The organism is Rhodopirellula baltica SH 1 (assembly GCF_000196115.1).
Lineage (GTDB): Bacteria > Planctomycetota > Planctomycetia > Pirellulales > Pirellulaceae > Rhodopirellula > Rhodopirellula baltica.
Genome location: NC_005027.1, coordinates 6,880,444 through 6,902,551 on the forward strand (window position 1 = coordinate 6,880,444; position 22,108 = coordinate 6,902,551).

General features: G+C 54.8%; 11 protein-coding genes. All 11 read left to right on the forward strand.

Annotation, left to right across the window (positions count from 1 at the left end; translation table 11 throughout):
• The first annotated feature begins 496 nt into the window (after positions 1-496).
• The 11 genes from RB_RS26575 (at position 497) to RB_RS26625 (ending at position 22,098) form a co-directional block, all read left to right on the forward strand.
• Entirely contained in the window at positions 497-1,612 is a 1,116-nt protein-coding gene (locus RB_RS26575; protein WP_007329385.1) for an EAL domain-containing protein, read from the forward strand.
• Positions 1,613-2,135: 523 nt separating this feature from the next.
• Entirely contained in the window at positions 2,136-3,893 is a 1,758-nt protein-coding gene (locus RB_RS26580; RefSeq protein ID WP_164922562.1) for a GspE/PulE family protein, read from the forward strand.
• A gap of 489 nt (positions 3,894-4,382) precedes the next feature.
• Positions 4,383-5,489, forward strand: a complete 1,107-nt coding sequence (locus RB_RS26585; protein ID WP_007329383.1) for a type IV pilus twitching motility protein PilT — start codon at positions 4,383-4,385, stop codon at positions 5,487-5,489.
• Positions 5,490-5,604: 115 nt separating this feature from the next.
• Complete coding sequence (locus tag RB_RS26590; RefSeq protein ID WP_007332509.1) at positions 5,605-7,320, forward strand: GspE/PulE family protein; 1,716 nt, start codon at positions 5,605-5,607, stop codon at positions 7,318-7,320.
• Between the two features lie 108 nt (positions 7,321-7,428).
• Positions 7,429-7,788, forward strand: coding sequence for a four helix bundle protein (locus RB_RS26595; RefSeq protein ID WP_011123903.1), 360 nt, complete (start codon positions 7,429-7,431; stop codon positions 7,786-7,788).
• 151 nt (positions 7,789-7,939) lie between these two features.
• Positions 7,940-9,379 carry a type II secretion system F family protein gene (locus RB_RS26600; protein ID WP_007329380.1) on the forward strand — a complete coding sequence of 480 codons (1,440 nt, stop codon included), beginning with the start codon at positions 7,940-7,942 and terminating at the stop codon, positions 9,377-9,379.
• A 147-nt stretch (positions 9,380-9,526) separates the two neighbouring features.
• Complete coding sequence (locus RB_RS26605) at positions 9,527-10,834, forward strand: type II secretion system protein (RefSeq protein WP_007332510.1); 1,308 nt, start codon at positions 9,527-9,529, stop codon at positions 10,832-10,834.
• A gap of 47 nt (positions 10,835-10,881) precedes the next feature.
• On the forward strand, positions 10,882-12,105 hold the full coding sequence (locus RB_RS26610) for a type II secretion system protein (protein WP_007332511.1): 1,224 nt from the start codon (positions 10,882-10,884) through the stop codon (positions 12,103-12,105).
• 2 nt (positions 12,106-12,107) lie between these two features.
• Entirely contained in the window at positions 12,108-13,349 is a 1,242-nt protein-coding gene (locus tag RB_RS26615) for a pilus assembly FimT family protein (protein ID WP_011123905.1), read from the forward strand.
• Between the two features lie 44 nt (positions 13,350-13,393).
• Entirely contained in the window at positions 13,394-14,911 is a 1,518-nt protein-coding gene (locus RB_RS26620) for a hypothetical protein (protein ID WP_231846014.1), read from the forward strand.
• 71 nt (positions 14,912-14,982) lie between these two features.
• The gene (locus RB_RS26625; protein ID WP_164922563.1) at positions 14,983-22,098 is read left to right on the forward strand and encodes a hypothetical protein; all 7,116 of its coding nucleotides are present in this window, start codon (positions 14,983-14,985) and stop codon (positions 22,096-22,098) included.
• Positions 22,099-22,108: the final 10 nt, after the last annotated feature.

The following is a 22,108-nucleotide window of genomic DNA, read 5'->3' on the forward strand; positions in this document are numbered from 1 at the left end:
GCTGGGGCCCTCCAGCGAGCCGAGCGCAACCTTGCATGCGTTCACGGTGGAGACCACCGTGCGACAGGTTTGGGTCACACGAGTCTTTCTGCTGCGAAGAGTCGGTATTGCGCGACGCACGAAAGAAACGTGGCGCAACTGTTGGGACCCGCCCTCACCAAGCGATCTCAACAACCTGTAGCTCGCTGGGGCCCTCCAGCGAGCCGAGCGCAACCTTGCATGTGTTCACGGTGGAGACCACCGTGCGACAGATTTCTGCCGACCGCCAGCATCGAAAACGCGAAGCGGCATCATCCGGCTATCCCGCACAATCGTTGCACTCAGAACGCGATGACGTGCGACCTGTCGTCCTGGTGAATACATCCGTTGGAAATCGAGCGAAATTCAGAACCACGATGTGTTTGTTCACAAGTCGTAACCTAGCTTTGCAGCAGAGCGAGGTCCTGCCCCTTCGAGATCGCTCTTTCATCCCCCATTCCTCCACGAAATTGTTGTCATGGCTTCCGTTGATAGCCTTCCCATCGACCGACTTCGTCGCAGCACCTCCGTCCACGAGGACGTATGGTTTCTGTCCGGTCCAATGGGTCCCGGCGACACACTGCAACACACACCGATCGATCAAGAACCGTTCATCGTGGGCCGGAAATCCGGCGTCGCGATGAAGCTGCAGTTCCGAACCGTCAGTGGGAACCACGCTGAACTGAAGATCGAAGACAGCAAGCTGATTGTGCGCGATCTGGAAAGCACCAACGGCACGTACCTCAACGGCAAACGCGTCACCGAACCCGTTTTGGTTGGCGATGAAGACCTGATTCACTTCGCCGAAGCACCGTTCCGAGTGCGACGCCAATCTCCCACCGGAGTCACGGCGGGAACGATTTCAGAGAATGTTTGTGATCAAGCCCTCGCGTTGGTGCAGTTTGATCGCTTGATGAGTCAGCGACTCGTGCGTCCGCACTTCCAACCCATCGTCACCTTGGTAGGTGCTCGAATGATTGGATACGAAATCCTCGGTCGCGGCAGCGTCTTCGGATTGGAATCAGTTGGAGCCATGTTCCAGGCTGCCGAGCAATTGAACCTGGAAGTCGAGCTCAGTCGATTGTTGCGTTGGGAAGGTCTTCGTGTCGGCCGCGAACTTCCAGATTCGCCGACGTTATTCGTCAACACGCACCCAAAAGAAATGGAAGACGGCCAGTCGTTGATTGACTCGTTGTGCAAGGTTCGGTCGATGGCATCGAATACCCAGATCGTGCTGGAGATTCACGAGTCCGCCGTGACCAACCCCAAGCAGATGCAGCGTTTGCATTCGACATTGAAGGAATTGGACATCCGATTGGCCTACGACGACTTTGGCGCCGGGCAAGCCCGTTTGGCTGAATTGGTCGAAGCTCGACCCGACTACGTCAAATTCGACATTGGGTTGATTCGAGGTTTGAGTGTTGTCGACGACAACCGCATGCGAATGCTTCGTTCGCTCGTCAGTATGGTCCAGGACCTGAACATCTCGGCATTGGCGGAAGGAATCGAAACGATCGAGGAGGCCGAAGCTTGTCAAGAAATCGGCTTCGATCTCGCACAAGGTTTCTACTACGGCCGCCCCGCCCCCGCCTGATCGCCCCCGTTCAGCTGTAACTCGCTGGGGCCATCCAGCGAGCCGAGCGCAACTTCCCACGCACTCACGGTGGAAACCACCGTGCTACAGAAAAGCGAACGAGTGTCCTCAGCTGTTCGCGTGCCAAATTCTGGTCGCCGAGAAGCCTGGCACGAACGGTGCGAACTTTGAATCGATGTCACACTGCTTCCCGACGGCGAGCCGCCAGACGGAACAATTGGGGACGATGGTTCTACTCTGCTGCCAGCGCCCAAAGTCGCCCATCGACTCCATTCAATGGAGCACACCAAACCCATTCTGTAGCTCGGTGGTCCCCCACCGAGTCGAGCGCAACCTCACTTGCATTCCCGGTGAAGTCCACCGTACGACGGGCTGCTACCGCACACTCCTCCGCGAAGTCGGAAGCAAGCGAAGTTTTCCACAACCTGCCCCGCATCCTCGTGATATCCTAAGATCACGTCGCCGGGCGCCCTTTTGCGCGTTCCCGGCTGGCAACGCTTTTCTGTCGACGAAGGAATTCACCATGAGCCGGACGATGCAAGATTTCACCGATTTGCTGCTCCAACAGGGCGTCATCAGTCTCGATCAGCTGTCCGAAGCCGAAGAAGTCGCCAAAAACACGGGCGCGGACATTGGCGATGTCTTGATCAAAATGGAATACGCCAGCCCCGAAGAAGTCGGGATGGCCTTGGCAAAATTCCACAAAATCCCCTTCGTCGACCTTCGCAGCGAGCGGATCAGCGAAACCGTCATCGAATTGGTGCCCGAATCGGTCGCTCGCGAAAACACGGTGCTGCCGTTCAAAGAAGAAGACGGCGCCCTGACCATCCTGATCGCCGACCCGTTTGACCTCGAAACGATCGAAAAGCTGCGTTTCATTCTCAACCGGAAAATCGAAACGGCTCTGGCCCCAAAAGAAGCCATCAACGGGGCGATCAACCAATACTATGGTCAGGTCGAAGGTGAATCGGCTGACTCGATGTTGCAAGAGTTCACCGACACGGCCATCGACTTCACCGAAACTGAATCAGACTCTGGCGGGGGGGAGGAGACTGTCGATGACAATTCGGCCCCCGTCATCCGGCTGGTCAACTTGATGATCGCCGAGGCGGTCCAGCTGCGGGCCAGTGACATTCACGTCGAGCCCTTTGAGGACCGAGTTCGAATCCGTTATCGAATTGACGGCGTCTGTGTCGAGCGGGAAGCAGCCCCCAGGCGAATGCTTTCTGCCATCATCGCCCGGATCAAGATCTTGTCCAAGATCGACATCAGCGAGAAGCGGCGACCCACCGACGGACGGATCAAAATCACCGTCGGCGACAAGCAGCTCGATTTGCGGGTCAGCATCATCCCGACCAACCACGGCCAATCTTGTGTGATGCGGCTGCTGGACAAAGACAACATCAAAGTCGGCACCCGGCAGCTCGGTTTGTCCGAGCGTGACTTCCGGAACTTCAACTCACTCATTCGCCGTCCCAACGGGATCGTGCTGGTGACGGGCCCGACCGGGTCCGGGAAGACGACCACCCTGTACGCTTCCCTCAATGCGTTGAACCGTCCTGACCGCAAGATCATCACCGCGGAAGACCCGGTCGAATACTACTTGCCCGGCATCAACCAAGTCGAAGTGAAACATAACATTGGCCTCGACTTCGCTCGCATCATTCGAGCCATGTTGCGGCAAGCACCCAACATCATTCTCGTCGGGGAAATGCGAGATCATGAGACCGCATCGATGGGAATCCAGGCCTCACTGACTGGACACTTGGTTTTCAGTACCCTGCATACGAACGATGCGCCCAGTTCTATATCACGGATGGTGGACATTGGTGTACCATCCTATATGGTGGCTAGTTCCGTCATCGCGGTGTTGGCACAGCGTCTTGTGCGGACAATTTGCCCGCGTTGCAAGGTCCGTTACCAGCCACCGCAGAGCGTCATCGAGGACTCAGAGATCCCGCCGGAGATGCTCGCTCAGGCCGAGTTCAGCAAGGGCAAGGGATGCACCTATTGCGGCCGGACGGGGTATCGCGGCCGGATCGGTATTTACGAGTTGATGTTGATCAACAACAAGCTCCGCGAACTGATGTTCAAAGGAACCACCACAAAAACGATTCGCGAAGAGGCCATAAAGAACGGCATGTCAACGCTTTACGCCGATGGCATGCTCAAGGTCATTCGCGGGATCACGACCTTTGATGAGGTCTATCGCGTGGCAAAGAAGACCGAGCAAGAGGCACTGGCTCTCAGTCACATCGCGAAAGAGCTTTCGTCGCTGTAGGCAGGAACCGCACCAATCGGCGGTTTGGCCGTTTTCGTTGCGTTGGCGAACTCACTCGCGTTGCTATTGGCTAAGCGGCGGAAGGATGGCCTTCCGCTCGCGGCAAGTTCCGCTGCGGTTGATTTCACGCAGGAAGCTCCCTGTCGGGCTATAGGCTTTTGGCCTGAACGGGGCGGCATCGTACGCATTCCGGCGACGCAACGCGATTTTCTTTGCCTTTGACGCTGTTTCACGCATAATGACACCGTCTGGCACGGGAAATCACGTGTCGGGCGACTCATCTGGGACGCACTGTCCCGTTGCCGAACGATCTGGCGGGATGCCGGTTGCTCTGGCGTGGTTCGTTCTCGTCTTATCTCGCGAATCACCTGGGGAGCGGCCGGTCTGAACGCCGGTCGAGCTGGTTGGTTGAGTCGCCAGTGGATCCGGTCAGGCAAAAGGCCCCTATTCTCATCTTCACGCCCTTCCACTCATTGTCAGGCGTTTTCCATGGCCACCGTGCTGATCGACAAACTGCTGCAAGCTGCTGTGAAGCAGGGCGTGAGCGACATCCATATTGTTGTCGGCCAGCCGCCCGTGTTTCGATTGCACGGCCGCATGCGGAAGCTGGAAACCAAGACGCTCGAAGGCGAAGATTCTGTCGCGTTGATGAAATCGATCACGCCGGAACGCTGTCAGCGTGAACTGCAAGAGACAGGCTCGACCGACTTCGGGTTCGCGTTCGGCGATTTGGCTCGTTTCCGAGTCTCTGTCTTCAAGCAGCGTGGCTTCATTTCGATGGTGCTGCGTCAGATCCCCAATGACAAATTGACGCCCGAGCAACTCGGCCTGCCCGAGGCTGTCGTCAAAATGGTCCACCGCCCTCGTGGGTTGTTCCTGGTGACGGGACCAACGGGGTCAGGGAAATCGACGACGCTGGCATCGTTGATCAACTTGCTCAACGAAACCATTGACCACCACATCATCACGATCGAAGACCCGATCGAGTTTTATCACGAACACAAAGAGTCGACGATCAACCAGCGGGAAGTCGGCGTCGATGTGCCGAGTTTCTCCGAAGCGATCCGTCGCGCACTGCGACAAGACCCTGACGTGATTCTGGTCGGCGAGCTTCGCGACCTCGAGACCATCGAAGCCGCCATCAGTGCGGCTGAAACGGGACACGTCGTGTTTGGCACCCTGCACACCAACAGTGCTCAGGGCACGGTCAACCGGATCATCGACGCGTTCCCCGGCAACCTACAGGATCAAATTCGGACGCAGCTCGCATCCACCCTGATCGGTGTGGTCGCGCAGACATTGTTGCCAAAGATCGGTGGCGGTCGTTGTGCCGCTTACGAAGTGCTGAACGTGACGCCCGGCATCGCCAACCTGATTCGCGAAAACAAAACGTTCCGGATCAACTCATCGATGCAAACCGGTGCCAAGTTCGGCATGCAGTTGATGGACGACGCGTTGTTCAATCACTGGAAAGGCGACCGAGTCTCGGTGGAAGATGTGTTGGCAAAAGCCCACCGTCCCGACGACTTGGCCAAACGAATCGTTCAAGCAAGACAAGGTCTGGGCGACGAGCCCATTCCGATTAAGGAAGATTAGAAGTTGAAAGGGCCTCAGGACCACAGCGACTCAGTGCGTTTTGTTCCGTTGGCTCGACGTTGATTTTCATTTCCTGTGGCCCTGTGGCCCTGTGCCTCTTTCCCGCTCATCAACCATGGCCCCACGTCGCATCGGACAGATCCTCGTTGACCTCGGTTTCCTCACCGATGATCAATTGCAAATTGTGCTCGACGAACAAGAACAGCAGCCTGGTGCGCTGTTCGGGAAAGTCGCCGAAGACATGCAGTTGGTCACCGACGAGCAACTGATTCAGGCGCTCGCCGAGCAAATGGGGATGCAGACCGTTTCGCTGGAAGACGCGAAACTGGAACCGGAGGTGATGGAGAAGATCAGCGAAACGATGGCTCAGCTGTATCGTTGCGTGCCGATCCAGTTCGAAGGCAACACGCTGACCATCGCGACTTGTGATCCTCAGAACCTGAACATCCAAGACGAGTTGCGGACGTTCCTCGGTTACGACATCAAAATCTTGGTGGCGACCGAAGCGGACGTCAACAAAACGATCACGAAGTACTACGACAGCGAAGCCGAAAGCGTCGAGAAGTTGGTCGCGGAACTGGCCGAAGATGAAGAGCTCAAGGCCGCCGCGAGTTTGTTGGACAACGAAAAGTTCAACATCACCGACGCGGAAGCCCTCGCTGATTCGGCCCCCGTCCGCAAACTGCTCAACATGGTGTTGTTGCTGGCGATCAAGGACCACGCATCAGACATTCACTTCGAGCCGTTTGAAGACGAGTTCCGCATCCGGATCAAATCCGAAGGCGTGCTCTATGAAATGGTTCCGCCGCCACGACACCTCGCGTTTGCGATCACGACTCGAATCAAGGTGATGGCCAATCTCGACATCGCCGAGCGTCGGATGCCGCAGGACGGCCGGATCGAACTGATGGTCGGTGGTCACCCCGTCGACCTTCGCGTTTCGGTTTTGCCGACGATCTTCGGTGAATCGACGGTCATGCGGGTGCTCGACCGTTCGGTTGTGAACCTGTCGCTCGACAATGTCGGGATGGACGAAGACATGATGTCGCGGTTCCGCTCGGCGATCGATCGCCCCAACGGTATCGTGTTGGTCACCGGTCCAACGGGATCGGGCAAAACGACCACGTTGTACTCGACTTTGTCCGAGCTCAATGAGATCTCCGAAAAGCTGATCACCACCGAAGACCCGGTGGAATATGACATCGATGGGATCATCCAAATCCCGATTGACTCCGATGCGGGCGTGACCTTCGCGTCTTGTTTGCGAGCGATTCTGCGACAGGACCCGGACACGATTTTGGTTGGCGAGATTCGCGACTTGGAGACCGCCGAAATTTCGATCCAGGCGGCGCTGACGGGTCACTTGGTTTTCAGCACGTTGCACACGAACGATTCACCCAGCACGGTCACACGACTGACTGACATGGGGATTCAGCCCTTCATGATTTGCGCGACCGTCGAAGCCATTTTGGCTCAGCGACTTGTTCGCCGGATCTGCACGGGTTGTCGCGAAAAGACACGTGTCAGCAGCGACCTGCTGATGGAACTCGGCATGAGCCGCGAAGAGATCGAAGCGACCGATTACTTCAAAGGTGTTGGATGCGAGAAGTGCAACAACACCGGGTACAAAGGCCGGATCGCGTTGTTTGAGTTGATGATTCTCAACGACACGATTCGCGAAATGATCATGCACAACGCCAGCACGGATGAGCTGCGAGACCAAGCCCAAAGCGACGGAATGGTGATCCTGCGAGAGTTCGGCATGAGCCTGGCTCGCGACGGAATCACTACCCTCGACGAAATCGTCCGGGAGACGGTGGTGGATGGTTGATGAAGTGGAAAGGGGCACAGAGGCACAGGACCACAGTGATTCAGGGCACAGACAGATCAACGAGAACTGAACGAAGAAGTTATCCGAGAGGCAAAGTTTAAGGAGCGAATGGCGAGCACGTTTGAGGATTTGGAAGTTTGGAAACGAGGGTGCCGGTTGGCCGTCTCTGTTTACGAACTCTTAGCCGATTGCCGTGACTTTGGGCTCAAGGACCAGATGCAGCGAAGCGCCGTCAGCGTTCCGTCCAACATCGCAGAAGGTTATGAGCGAACACCCAAAGACTTCATTCGATTTCTCATCATTGCCAAAGGTTCCTGTGCCGAGCTTCGAACTCAACTCTATATCTCGACTCGAATCAACTTGGTGTCAACGCAGCAGTCCGAAACGCTCATCGATGAAACAAAGCAGATATCGAAAATGTTGCAGGCCTTAATTAGCAACCGTCAGCAACAACTCACAAAGCAATGAGTGCGACCACGAAATATCAGACGCTTTGCGTCAACAACCAATGACCCCAACTCCAAATGAAGAAGCTAGAAGCTAACCGCTAGTAGCTTTACAAAAACCAAGCCTGTGGCCCTGTGAACCTGTGGCCCTTTTCACTTGAAGAAGCAATCCCATGCCGACTTATACCTTTGAAGCGATGGACGCGACCGGACAAGAGATCCGGGACGAAATCGATGCGGCCAACGAGGACGAAGCCCAAACCACCATCCGTCAGATGGGCTACTTCGTCACCAAAATCGCGGTCAAGAAACAAGCGGCCGGTTCCGCTGGGGCCGGAGGTGGCAAGAAGCGGCCCTTCGCCATGGGCGGTGCCAAGACCAAACATATCTGCGCGTTCACGCGTCAGCTGTCGATCTTGCAAGACGCTGGTCTGCCGATTCTGCGCAGCCTGAAGATCTTGGAAGGCAACCAGAAACCAGGCAAACTCAAGAATGCCTTGATGGATGTTTGCGACGAGATCGAAGGTGGGTCGACGCTGTCCGAGGCAATGGCAAAGTGCCCGAAGGTCTTCAGTCGGCTGTACGTCAACATGATCAAAGCCGGTGAGGCCGGCGGTGCGTTGGAAACGATTCTCAACCGGTTGGCTGACTTCCTCGAGTCCGCTGAATCGTTGAAGCGAAAGGTCAAGGGTGCGTTGATCTACCCGGTCATCGTGGTCTTGGTCGCGACGTTGATTCTGACGTTCATCATGTTGTTCATCGTTCCGACGTTCGAAAAGATGTTCGACGAGTTCGGGTTGGATCTGCCGGCACCGACGGTGTTGTTGATCGCGATGAGCAATTACATCGCTGGGTATTGGTTCCTGCTGATCTTGATGCCGATCTGTGCGTTGATCCTGGTCAAGTTGATGAGGAAATTCAAACAGGGGCGGATCGGATTTGACATGTTCATCATCCGCGTGCCCATCTTTGGCACGTTGATCGAAAAGAACATCTTGGCTCGGACGACGAGGACGTTGGGGACACTGATCAGTTCCGGTGTGCCAATTTTGGAAGCCCTCAACATCACGCGAGAGACGGCGGGCAACGCCATGTTCGAGCGAATGTTCACCGGGGTCAGCAACCAGATCCGCGAGGGGGAAGTGATCAGCAAGCCGCTGAAGGAATACTCGGTGTTGGGATTCCACCCGATGACCGCGGTGTTCTGGGCTTTGTTTGGATCGTTCCCCGGCATCATGGTCATGAGCGTCGCGTTGACCGCAAAGGGCGGCAAGCTGGATGACGGCACCATGGTTGAGATGCTGACGTTCATGTCCAGTTACATGATCATTGGTGGAGCCGTGCTGTGTGTTTTGTTTTACCTGACGAAGATCAAAGGCCGCGTGGTGGATGACCTCGTGGTGAACATGGTCGACGTGGGGGAAGAAACCGGCGAGCTCGACACGATGCTTTACAAGGTAGCCGACACCTATGACGAAGAAGTCCGGATCATGACCGACGCACTGACCGCGTTGATGGAGCCATTGATGATCGTGTTCCTCGGGGTCGCGGTCGGTTTCATCGTGATCAGTTTGTTCATGCCATTGGTCGAGTTGATCTCGGGCTTGAGTTAAGCAGCCAAATTGAAACAGCCCGACCGGCGCGAGAGTGCCGGTCGGTCGACGAGACAAACCTTTTTCAACCTCATCCGCACCGCGTCGGTTTCGCTCCATGAGTGGAACGGACAACCGCCAGCACCATTCCCCGTTCCGAGAGTAGCGATGAACGCTCGAACCAATCTCCATCAGCCCGCCCGCGTGGCACCCACCACCCGCTCCGCCTTCACCCTGGTGGAAATGCTGGTGGTGATCGGGATCATTGGCATCTTGTCGGCGATCCTTATACCGGCCATCACCGGTGCGATTGGCACTGCTCGCGACACTGCGATCCGAATGGAAGTCGATGTGATCGACCAAGCTCTGGCCGCCTACAACCTGAAATATGGTGACTACCCACCGGACTTCTATCAGTGGAAAGATGTTGAGCGACACTTTCGAACAGCATTTCCAGACATCAACGACACTGAGTTGCGGATCCTCGCCCAGTTCACTCACGTGAATGATTCGTTGGCGCGTTGTGGTGGTAGCGGCGTGACCGATCCGCGAACTAGTTCAGCGTTTGCTCACTATCCCCATGCGATGGATCGCGCGGAGGCATTGGTGTTTTGTCTCGGTGGTTATTCCAGCGACAAGAAACGCCCATTCACCGGACAAGGTGGTCCGTTGGCATTGGTTGCCTCGGCCAGCTATCCGACCACCGCATCAGACACTGACTACCAGTTGTTTCAGTTTAATTCTGATCGTGACAATGCTTTCTTCGACTTTGGGTCGGCTCGGAACAGCGTCATCGTTGTCGATGGCAGTGGGACATTCAATCCGCTGGGGCTGGCCGCTCCATACGCGTATTCCGACGACGAGAGCGTTGCAAATGCTTTGGGATTTGCTCAATTGCCGGATCCCTTTCCCGTTGCGTTTCCTGGCGTGAGTGAACTGCCGGTCGCATACTTTTCTGCGGACAATTACCAGTACGCACTGGGGAGTGCCGCTCAAGGAAGTTGGGCTTGGCAACAAGCTGGATCGAAACACCTGATGAATGTCTATTCGCCACCGGGTGACTTGCAAGATGTGGGCGCAGCTCAGGTTTTTGTCTCCGCTCAACAAGACACAACGCCGAAGTCAACGCTTGCTGGACTGCCTGTGGTAGCTGCTGGAGCTTACGAGTTCGTGGAACCCAAACGCTTCCAATTGGTATCGGCAGGAAGGGATAACCACTTTGGCGGGATCTTTGTACCGCAAGGATCGGGTTCGTATGTCACGGCCTTACCAATGTTCACGACTGGTCAGTTTTACAACCCGTTCGGACTTCCGGCTGCAATCAGCGGGACGCCAGCAAACCTGTCGAGTGTTGATAGGTATCAGGACGGTTATGCCTACGAAAAGATGGGCGGGTCGTCGCCGTACACCACCCGGCCAATGCTGGACAATATCACTAACTTCTCGACTTCGACACTCGATTCGGACCTTCCATAGAACCTGTTATCGCATCAGTCATTCGCCACTCGGCAAAGCCTTTTCTTATGTTTTCTAAAACCTCCAATCGCAACGCATTCACCTTGGTTGAGGTGCTGGTGTCATTCGTGATCATCAGCGTCATCAGCGGAATGGTGGCGATCGCTTTGTCCGGAGCCCAGCGACAGGCTCAGGACACACGTGCGAAGGCAATGATCGACCGATTGAATCTTTCGATCTTGAGACTTTACGAGGACGAATCTCAAAGGCGCGTCGCTATGCCGGGCAATGTTCGGGATGGTGAGGCGGTGAGTCATGCTCAGCTGATCTTTAAACGAGACTGGCTGCGAGCGATCTTGCCAAACAACAAGGCTGACATGGATGTCGGTTCAGGTCGAAGCGGTGCTCCGAACGTTGCGCCTATTCCGTACCGGACCAACGCAGTTGAACCGCCGGTGGCTCCTGCGGTCGCTCCCGAAAATTCCCGTGCGTTGGCATCTCAGCGTTATCGTCAACGTGTGATGCGAACATTGAATGTCGGGACATGGGCCGCGGCTTGGGATCTTTGGACTCCTGAGCATCAAAGTGCCGAATGCCTTTATCAGATCTTCGCTTCTTCAACACTCGATGGGGAGCCGTTGCTGAAGCAGTTGAGGACACGTGATATCGCGGACACAGACGAAGATGGGATGCCTGAAATTGTTGATTCCTGGGGTGTCCCACTTCTTTGGATGCGTTGGCCCACGGGGTTCTATTTGAAGAACCGTTGGGCTGCAGACGAATCTGATTCAACCGCTTGGCCAACCGTAGGTGAACTTGCCGCGATCATTCGCAATCGCGGAGATGATCCGTTGGACTTGCTTCGAATGGATCCACGCTATCGGTCAGAGTACGACTACGATTTGGCGTCGACGACCAATGATTTGGTCGATCCGAGAACGAACAGCAATAGCATCATGGTCGACAAGCTCACCTACGCGGTGCGACCGATGATTGTGTCCGCCGGAAGTGACGGTGAGTTTGATCTCGTAACCTCAGGTCCTGGGACTGGCCGTGAGACGGTTGGGGACGACTTCGTTGCAAGCCTACGCGTCGCGGACGCGCGGGATGGTAGCGTGCGACAATTCAATCGAGCTGTCTTCTTTCCTGATCCGTTCTTCACCTTGAACGTCGTGGGGACTGGGGCGGATTCCCCACGCCCACTTCTTCAGCGACTAGGGGCGGTTTCCGATGTCAACGGAGACAGGACGGACAATTCAGCTGACAACATTTATCCAGTACTGGGGTTCTGATCATGTTTATTGCAAAGATGAGAAGAGTCGCTCTTCGTGCTGGGTTTACGCTTGTCGAATTGATGATTGCACTCGCGATCATCACCCTGTTGACCAGCATTGCTCTTCCAACAATCAAGAATACGCTTCGTGAACAGCAAGTGTCTCGTTCGGCAACATTGTTGCAGTCTGTGATCGAAGAAGCACGAGCAAGATCGATTGCGACAGGTGGTGGAGGTGGCATCATCATTGATCGCATTGGTGGGCGAGGCCCTCTCGATCGAAGCCAAGCCATTCGCATGCGTTTTGCGACGACCCCAGCTCCCTATTCGGGTGAAGGCTTAGGAACTCGAGGTTTGATCTCTGTCGGATTCGACCCTGCGGGAGTGGAGTTTGACACGGTGACAATGTTGGTTCCCGGTGAGGCATCTCAGTTGTTGCGTTCTGCACGAGACATAAGCGTCAATCCGAACAAGCGGACGCTCATCAATCCAGGCGACATTGTGCAGCTCGGTGACAACGGTATGCCCGCGCAGATTACTGGTATCGGCCTCACCGGAACGAGCGATGTCTTATTAACGTTGCAGAGGATTGAGGCAAACGCCAATTTTCGTCGTTTTCACAATCAAGAGGTTCCGTTCCGTATTCTTCGTTCGCCTACGCCTGCGATCGCGATGCCAACTGAGCTGTCACAGGGGGCAACGATTGATCTAACCAGTTCCGGGATTGGTCGCTTTGGCAACGAGTTTTCGCCAATGGAGATCGAAGGCAACTATGTCGACTCAACGGCGTTGCCGTTCACCGTTGCCACGAATCGATCACAAGTCGTTGACTATGGTTCGATTTGGATTTTGTTTGGAGCACGAGGAGAGGTCAGTCGAGTGCTGGCAACTCAGCGAGTGAGTGGTGCTCTGTTGCTGCAGGAGCTTCCGGTCTTGGGTGACATTCACTTTCTAGTGGGCCGTTCGGGTGACCTGAAGGTGGATCCGAATGACCAACTTGAAGACACCGACGGCTCACCGTTTGCGGATGATGCAGATGACGGAACGACGCCGTTGCTTAGCGATGAAAGTATTTGGGTGACCATTAAGTCACGCAATGGTGAAGTGGTGGCGTCGTCTTGGACCAATCCTTTCGTGAATCAGGCTCAGATGATCCCGCCGGGACCGCCTAGCAACAATGCCAACCAGCGATTGCGAATTCGGTCAGTGATCGGAGCCGCTCGCACGGCTGCGGTCGAAGCTCGTGACTTGGGGTCGAACTGATGATGAATTCGTTGAATCAAAATCGAACACGGTGCCGCAACCTTATGAACCGAAATACTTTGATTCGTGGTTTGCGTGGTGGCGTGACGCTAATGGAAACAGTGTTTGCCATGGGGGTCATCCTGACAGGACTGTTGGGACTCGCTGCTTTGATTCCGATTGCATCTGACAATGCTAAGTCAGCGATGGAGTTGGATCGTAGTATCAGTGAATCGACAGCGGCAGCAGCAATTGGTGCTGCCCAGAAATTCCATGACCTCGATAAGTTGGTGATCTATTACAAACCCGTTTCGACTTCGCCCGGAGCACCTGGCGAAACACTAACCGGCCAGGTCCTGTCGATTCGCGATGCGATGATTGTTGGCGGTTTTCCAAGCGAGGAAAAGGAAAAGCTGAGCTCGCCTGGTTATGGTCATCCCGATTCGAAGGCAGGGATTCAGGCCGGGATTTGCATTGACCCGTTGGGGATGCCTGATCTTCGAACATTGCTTCCTGGCCCCTCCACTCCAGCGAATGGGAACTATGCGGACAACGTTTCAGCAAGTCCTTTTGCCGCGACGGCCAACACTGATTCGGCTTATGACTTCAGCCGATTCCCCTACTACAACGAGCGGTACAAGATTCTCACGCCTCCAAATGATCCGGTCAGGGCGTCCAATGGGCCAGTCGCATCAGGCCCGGTTCCACCGAACCGGCCACAGATGCCGTTCCCAATGTCGCCGCGAATGTGGAGAGCAACATTGCGATCAGAAATGTTTGCTGAAACAACTCCCGTGTACCGTCATCAAATTATCAGTCGCGCCTACGCCGAACACGTTTTCCGAGGTTCAGGTGGACTGTCCGTGGTTGATGGCAGCAAGCCTTCGGATCCAGCTTCGGTTCTGTTGACCAAGACAGTGATGACAAGTGGTGTGACAACGGATTCAGGGACGACCAATTCAAGCGAGTACACCTGGTTTGCGACATTGGTTCCACCGTTTTTGGGTGGCAATAGTTATCGCCAATCAATCGTTGTTGTTCGCCAGCGTTCCCTTGAAGTGCCTCAGCGACTGGATGACCCGCTTGCACTGCAGAAACGCAGTTATGCGGCTGATGATTCGGATGACAATCCTCGCGGCGAACGAATCGCTTGGGTTGGGAATTGGATTGGTTTTGTCGGCGGTGCCGGCGGTGAGGTGGAACTTTATGGTTCTGCTTCCGTTGACTCCGAAATCCGCACGGGTGAATGGGTGATGCTGTCTCGTCAGCCACACCAAGTCGGTGGCGGTCCATTGACGCTTGGTATGTCCGCCCAAGGCCCAGCCGTTCATCGGTGGTATCGAGTATTGCGAGTTGATGAGCCACAGTATGGTTTTATCAACGGTGGAGGTTTTGGAGCTGGCTGGAATGATTCAGACAGCAACACGAACCCAGAAGTCTGGCGTCGCACAGTGACTTTGGACGGTCCTGATTGGACCTTCCAGGATGAATCAAGCGGCAATGTAACTCACATCGACGATACCTACTGCACGATTGTCAGTGGGGCTGTGTCGGTAGTCGAATCAGAGGTGGTAATCGAATGAGTCGCGAAACCCCTCTGCCCTCTCTCTTCTCTATTCGTAATGACCTGCCTCCAAATGCAGGGAGTACACACATGACTCAAAAGAACAAACTATCGACACCGGTCGGCTTTTGCCCACCGGATCAACGCTCGGGGATCGTGTTGCTCGTCGTCCTTGGGATGCTGACTCTCTTCAGTGTTCTCGGTGTCAGCTACCTCGTTTTTACATCCCGTCAACGCAGCGCAGCGTACAGCATCCAGCGTTCGGAAGCGGCTGACCTGGACGGTGCGAAGTTTGTCGACGACGCGATTAAGAAAATTCTCGTCGGTGCTACAGGTCCAGAGTCGTCTCTTTGGGGGCACGATCTGCTGGGTGACCTCTACGGGATGCGAGATGCCATCGAAGCCAGCGTCGCACCCGTTGATACTTATATACGGTCGGCTACGAGCCGAGATGATCTCGCTCCTGCTTCCCTACTCGGCGGGCAGTTTATACGTTTTCCGACGCTTCTTTACCTTGAGTCACCGCACCAAGCAGGCGCCGCGGCGGCGTATCCGCTGACAGTGGCTGGGGTCAATGATTATCTGTCGGATTATCCGCATCGTCGAAATGACAATGAGCCGACAAGACGCTACCCAGGCTATGGGGGAACTGTCACGCAGTTGCCCTTGGATCCCACCAACTATGTAACTCCAAACTTTCCGCATGATGATGAGTTGAATGGTCGGTTGCTCACCTTTCTCGGTGGGCCTCTCGAAGGTTTGACATTCTCGGTCGCCCGGTACTTCGGGGATCACCGAGGTGCACCTTACGGCCGAGATCAATTGTCCGGCCAAGTTGTGATCGATATCCGTGATCACAAAAATTCCCCGGTTACCGTTGGCGATGTAACACAGTCGCTGGCCGAATGGTTGGCTGACCCGGCATTCCGAGTCGATCGTTTGTTTTATGACTACGATTCCAATCTGGCGTCTTTGCCGAACGGAGCGTTGCCTTACGCTCGCTTCTACATGAATGGTCGGATTTTGAATGGGCCTGGGCTTGGGTGGGACCGCCCTCGTCGGCAATTCAATCCGTTAGGAGGCGTCAATCAGCTGATGGGAATGGACCGCCTACGCACCGTTGGAACAAATAACCCGCTCCGCCCCTTCAACTTGAACGAAGTCGTTTCGACCGATTTAAACATTACTCGGATTGAAAAAGGTGTTGCGAGCAACATGGAAGCGATGCCGGTGACAGGCATCCCCTATGAAGTTCCCGATGGCCCGTTCGACCCAAATGATGACATCGCTTGGCCAACTTTGGGTTTGCAGCAACTGCCACTTCGCCGTGGTTCGGATGTGCCTGTCGCATTGCAAGGTCACTATGCAATTCATCGTTTGGCACGCGATGAGTTTGCCACAACGCCTTTGGAATCGTTTCTCCAGGATTTGCCGCCCGGCGACACTGACGAACCGTACGATGCGCCCGATTTTAATAACATGTGGCTCAGCTACATGCCAACCGATTCGATTCTTGGCGAGGCTGCGCCGTCGTTCGTGCGTCCTGGATTGTTGAATTGGATCATCAACAATCAAGACGGGACAATGGATACGGTTCGCTTGCAGCGAATGTTGGTGGCAATGCAGCGATCAACACTCCGGCCGTTGCCAATTGAAAATGACCCAATGGTTCCTGCTGCTGTCGCAGATCGGGGAGTGGGGGTCAAACGTCTGGATTACTCGAAGTTCACCGGAAGCAATAACACTCCCGGATTGAATCAGCCCATCGATTTCAATAATCCAAGTCTTGCCGAAGTGCTTGCGATTGCTCGTGCATTGGCAGGACGCGACGATGATGGCGACGGTGTCATTGATTCATGGGATGTCGACAACAACGGTGACGGTGTTGTCGATGGAGTATGGATCGATGCGGGGCTGCCGCTGACACAAAGTCGCGAAGGACAGCTCATCAAGCCTTTGGTCAGCTATTTGGTTGAAGACCTCGGCGGACGAGTGAACGTCAATTTGGCGGGGAACATTGCTCAGGCAAGAAACGCGATCACGAATGATTTGGCTGGAGCTGTTCAGCACCTCGCTCCGATTTCGCAGCCTACGAGCAATGCGGTGAAATCGCCCGCCCGGGTGTACACGCAGGTTCCCGCACCGCCGAACCGCGGTTACCTGTTGGAGACCGGTCTCCCAAGCGGCTGGGGTTATGGTCCAGCTGAGATCGATATCCGAGCCTTGTTCACACCTATCGGTACGACTCCGATTTCGGTCACCGAACGAACTCCTTTGGCGAGTTACAACGCTGACAATTTGATGCGCGGACCGCAGCGATTGCTCGGTGAACGTCTTGGCGTTTTCTCCAGCGTTGTCGGTCGTGCTCGTGCCTACGCAGATATGGGAGATACGGGTTATGGACGAGTCGTTGCAGTGCCTGGGTATCTCGTTGATCCGATAACTGGAAATGGGAATGACTTCCTGGGTACGCTTCGGAATCCCAATCGTCCAAACCTTCATCAAGTCATCAATCCGCAAGGTCTGCCAGTCGATGCTTATGGCCGAGGTGCGATCGGTCTTGGGGTGAACGGTGAGTTGGTTGTTGGGGGGACGTCGTCGATCGTATCCAATGGCGGTGCTGCGGCAGGTGATTCATTTGACGACCCTTACGAGATGGATCTCACCGCTTCGAGTGAGCCAGATAAGCCCTATACCTTTGCCGATTTGGAGCCACTGCTTCGATTTGATTCGTTTGACCGTGATATGCTGTCAGATCGAATCATTGAGTTGATCGAAGATTATCACAACAATCCTGACCTCGACGGAAACGGTACCGTTACCACCGCTGAGTATGAGTCACTGCAAGGATTAAGGAAGGCATTGGCTGACTCCATGACGACTCATTCGGTTAGCGCCGCGACGGTCAAAGGAAGTTTGCCACCAGAGTTTTTCGAAGACACAACGATGGCTACTTCGGCATCTAGCCCTCAGCAGTTGCTGCAGCTTGCTGTCTTTCCACATACCACGCCGGCAGTGGAGTTGGACCATGCTCGCAATGCGGTCATGTGGGAGCTGATGCCCGAAGAGCTTCGTGCGGGTCGCCGATTCAACTTGAACCGGCCGTTTGGGAATGGTTTTGACGACGACGGCGACGGTGTCGTCGACGATGACCAAAACGGACGCGTTCTCAATGGTGCGATCTCAACCGCTGAGTTTATTGAGACTCACTATTTGGGCGACGGAGGAGCGACGACTCCAGTTTCATCAACTCGTGGTCTCGCCGCAGCCGGTGAGTTGCTGAACCCGCAGATCACAAATAACGCAGCGTCTAGTCCCCGAAACGTGACCGCTCGGGCCCAGTTCGCGCGTCACCTTTATGTCTTGGCGATGATGTTGATCCGGGATGCCAATCGAGGTGTGGATTTTGATTTCCCGCACTCCTATCCCGATTTGTCTACGTTTAATTCGCCGTTCTACAGAGACCCACTGCCTACAGACGACACAATGACGTTAGTTGATGAGAATCTGCTTGCACGTCAAGAACGATTCAATCAAGAGTATCGTGCGATGAAAATCGCTCAGTGGGCAGCTAATGTGGCTGATTTCCGAGATGCGGATGCTGTGATGACACGTTTTGACTACGACCCCAATCCATTCGATGGATGGGATGTCAACTTGATGGACAACACGACCTTCCGGACGGTGTGGGGACTCGAGCGTCCCGAGCTGTCGTTGGAGGAATCGCTCGCGTTTCATGACCGTCGAGTCAGAGATACGAATCTTGATACCGGTGGTGGCGATTTATCACTGCAAGGAACGGATGGGAGTGCAACCCGCGGAGACGCAGATTTGGATCAATGGCGCATTCCACAGGGGTCGCTGTTCCTCGAGTTAAGAAACACTCGCAGCCCACAAGTGCCACTCGCACCGGGCAGTGAAGTGGATCCGGTTGCGAATGCGTCGGCGTATCCACCGGAACTGTACAGTCATCTTGGTGCTCAGCAGCCCTGGGACCCGTGGGCGTTGGATCTGAACCGAAAGGCACCGGGCAATGACGTTCCTGTATGGCGTGTGGCCATCAGTGAGTTCCACTCAGCTGATTCCGATGTTCAGTCTTCGACATCTGCGGTGCGGAATCGTGCGCCGAGCGGAACCAACCCGGCAACGGCACCACATCATGAAGGGTCTGCTGATCTGTTGTTGCAACCGGTCGGTAGTGGAGCAGTCGCTGCAGCAGCTACTGCTGGAGTAGCGATGGATCGCGACACCGCGACACTGAATCCTGCTCAACCTCGGTTCTTTGATCCGTTGTCTGCTGATCAGGCTGCGACCGCGATCGACCGCGTCATCTTCTTCGCGAACAACGTCGACCCTTCCGCGATGGCAACCACCTTGGCTGATATTTCCGATGCTGGTCAGGTGTTCTACAACCGATATGTGAATGGAGACTACGACAATGGTGGTGTTTATCTCGCTGGTGGCCAACACGCGGTGATCGGTCCTCGTCCGCAGACGTACATCGGAGCGAAAAAGAATCACGCTGGAACGCCAACCCATGATCCGGCTACGGACGGCCCCGCCGTTGATCGAGCGGACTACGAGTCGCCCCAACGAATCGATTTGTCTCCACATCAAGTTGTGCATCGTGAGATCGATGGGACTCTGACGACTCCTATTTATGACGATCCGAATGCACCTCAAGAGGATGCTTCTATCCAGCAGGTCATCGGTATCCAGGCTGCTGCTGATGTTCCAGATTCTTGGACAAACATTACGACGCCGATTGGTGTCAACGTGTCAGAGCCATTGCCTTATGAGACGCCTCCGGTCGGTCGACAGTATTATTTGGAGCCTACCCAATCGCTCAATCCAAATTTGAACTTCCCTGTCGATTCTTATCGAAACTTTGATAGCGGAACGGGTTTGTTCCCAGACCGTCCATTTGACGATCGCCCTGAGATGTCGGAGTTGTACCGAGCATTTGGTGCGACCGGGCAATTGACTGGTACTCGTGAGCATTTCAAGACTGCTTATCTGCAGCGATTGGCAGACCCAACGCAGCCCTATCACGCAGAGATGAACCCGTTCATCACCGTCGACTACATCACTATTGATTTGACGGTGTTCAACGGAAGCGATGAGAATGAGATTTCGCTGACGGACACAGGTGGGAATCCGGTCTGGAAGGATCCAGTTGATGAAGATCCGTATACGAACGATCCGCAGGAGAACTTTGCGAGCCGTTACAAGACCGGGAAGACCGTTATTGAAGACGCAACATCAGCTAACTTCGAAAATCTGCTTCACAGCGTTAACACTTACCCGCCGGAAGTGACGACTGTCACACCGCAGGACGAAGCAACTGCTGGATCAGTGTTTTTTGCGGCGAACCTGAATCGAGATGCTGCGACGGTTTATAACGCGGATCCTAGTGATCGGACGACTCATTCAACCACTCTTGGTTATTTGAATCATTCGTACGGACCACGTTGGCGCCAGGGGCCGATTGCGCCGGGTACAGTTTACAACTCGGCCCAGTCAACGTTCTCACCATTTGTCGGACAGCCGTACAACGGTTTCCCGGCAAGCGTGCTTTGGCTCAACCGGCCGTTCGTATCGGCTGAGGAGTTGATGTGGGTGCCAATTAGTTCGCCGGGTAGGTTGGGAATGGAATTTGGTTCGGCGGTCGGTGCAGTGACCTCCGATCAATATCGGTCGCTCTACAACACCGAGCCAATCAGTGGCGCAAATCCAGTGGCACCCCCGGTTCCAACTGCCGTTCCCGCACCTCTGACTCCAACGCAGCCGTCGCGATACGACTTCAATCAAAGGTTCACGCATCTGTGGAACTTCTTCTCGTCGTCATCGAACGTGTTTGCATACGAGCCGGCTACCTACGAAACGTCGGGAGGGACGACGAAACCTGACTATCCTTGGTTGCCGAATGACCCTTCGTCTGCCAATGGCTTTGTGGGGATGCCGAGCAGCATGCCCGCGATGACATCGCCCTATCCCGAGATTCCAGAAAAGTGGCCTTCGCCGAACTTTTGGAGACTGTTGGAGTGGGTCGAGGTTCCACCACCATTTGACTTTGATGTCGATTTCATTTCGCCGGAAGACAATGTCCAGGTTGCGGGTGAACAGTCGTTGTTCTCACCAAGAATTGACTTCCGCACACTTGGTACGATCAGCGGAGCCAACGTCGTGAATGCTGATCCACGAAGTTGGGACCTTGTTAATCCAGCGCCATCGTATGGATGGAATCGTGGGGCCGGAGTTTGGCAAAACAATCCCGCGTCGAATGGTGCGTACAACGGATTCTGGACCAATGACATCCTCACGGAAGGGTTTCGGCCGCCGTTTGGTTTCAAGAGCAAGCTCTACCGAAATGGTCTGATAAACCTCAACACCATTAAGAGTGTGAAGGTCTACAAGTCATTGATGGCAGGCTTCTCTACGCCTGGCGAACTGGACCCCGCTTTGAACAACGACCTACCCGTAGGTAAGGGAGCGTTCTGGGATGAGTTCTTGAGGAATCGAAGAGGCTATACACCAGATAGTGTCGCTCCTGCTCGGGCGAACAACTGGTTTGTTTCAGGGACGCAACCTCTACAAACTTTCGATCATGACGACAATCCAGGGACAGCCCAGATACCATCGTTTGACAAGAACATCCCGACCCAGTTTGCGGGTGTCTTTCGCTCGGCGATGTACGGGCAAATCGCACCGCTGGAGAGCATGCGGACTCAGACTGTTGACCCAGCGGAGCCTTCCGGCCAGGTTCACGATTCGACTGGTCCACCCTACACACCTATCGTGCGTCAGGAAAAGCAGCCATCGGACAACGGTTTGATGCGTCGCGATTTCGTTCGAGACGGTGCAGTACAGGAAGGCAAGCCGATCTTCCAACGACAATCGACAGATCCTGCAGTGACCGCACCTCAGAATCATGAGCGCAGCGTTGTTCACCAGCAGCTCGGTATGACACGTCTTTCCAATATGGCGACGGATCAGTCCAACGTTTTCGCTGTGTGGGTAACTGTTGGCTACTTTGAAGTTGATGGTGCGACGCTCGAAGTTGGACAAGAAGTTGGCCAAACAATGGGCGAAGTTTCTCGTCCGAAGGGTTTCTTTGTAATTGATCGCAGTAAACCGGTCATGTACCGACCAGGTGAAGTGAACAACGCACTGGAAACCATTCAACTGTCACGGATATTGGAATAGGAACGTAAAC

Coding starts and splice junctions, on each gene's coding strand:
- RB_RS26590 (WP_007332509.1), top strand. CDS start 5,605: ATGGCCCCACGTCGCATCGGACAGATCCTCGTTGACCTCGGTTTCCTC.
- RB_RS26580 (WP_164922562.1), top strand. CDS start 2,136: ATGAGCCGGACGATGCAAGATTTCACCGATTTGCTGCTCCAACAGGGC.
- RB_RS26625 (WP_164922563.1), top strand. CDS start 14,983: ATGACTCAAAAGAACAAACTATCGACACCGGTCGGCTTTTGCCCACCG.
- RB_RS26585 (WP_007329383.1), top strand. CDS start 4,383: ATGGCCACCGTGCTGATCGACAAACTGCTGCAAGCTGCTGTGAAGCAG.
- RB_RS26600 (WP_007329380.1), top strand. CDS start 7,940: ATGCCGACTTATACCTTTGAAGCGATGGACGCGACCGGACAAGAGATC.
- RB_RS26605 (WP_007332510.1), top strand. CDS start 9,527: ATGAACGCTCGAACCAATCTCCATCAGCCCGCCCGCGTGGCACCCACC.
- RB_RS26615 (WP_011123905.1), top strand. CDS start 12,108: ATGTTTATTGCAAAGATGAGAAGAGTCGCTCTTCGTGCTGGGTTTACG.
- RB_RS26575 (WP_007329385.1), top strand. CDS start 497: ATGGCTTCCGTTGATAGCCTTCCCATCGACCGACTTCGTCGCAGCACC.
- RB_RS26610 (WP_007332511.1), top strand. CDS start 10,882: ATGTTTTCTAAAACCTCCAATCGCAACGCATTCACCTTGGTTGAGGTG.
- RB_RS26620 (WP_231846014.1), top strand. CDS start 13,394: ATGAACCGAAATACTTTGATTCGTGGTTTGCGTGGTGGCGTGACGCTA.
- RB_RS26595 (WP_011123903.1), top strand. CDS start 7,429: ATGGCGAGCACGTTTGAGGATTTGGAAGTTTGGAAACGAGGGTGCCGG.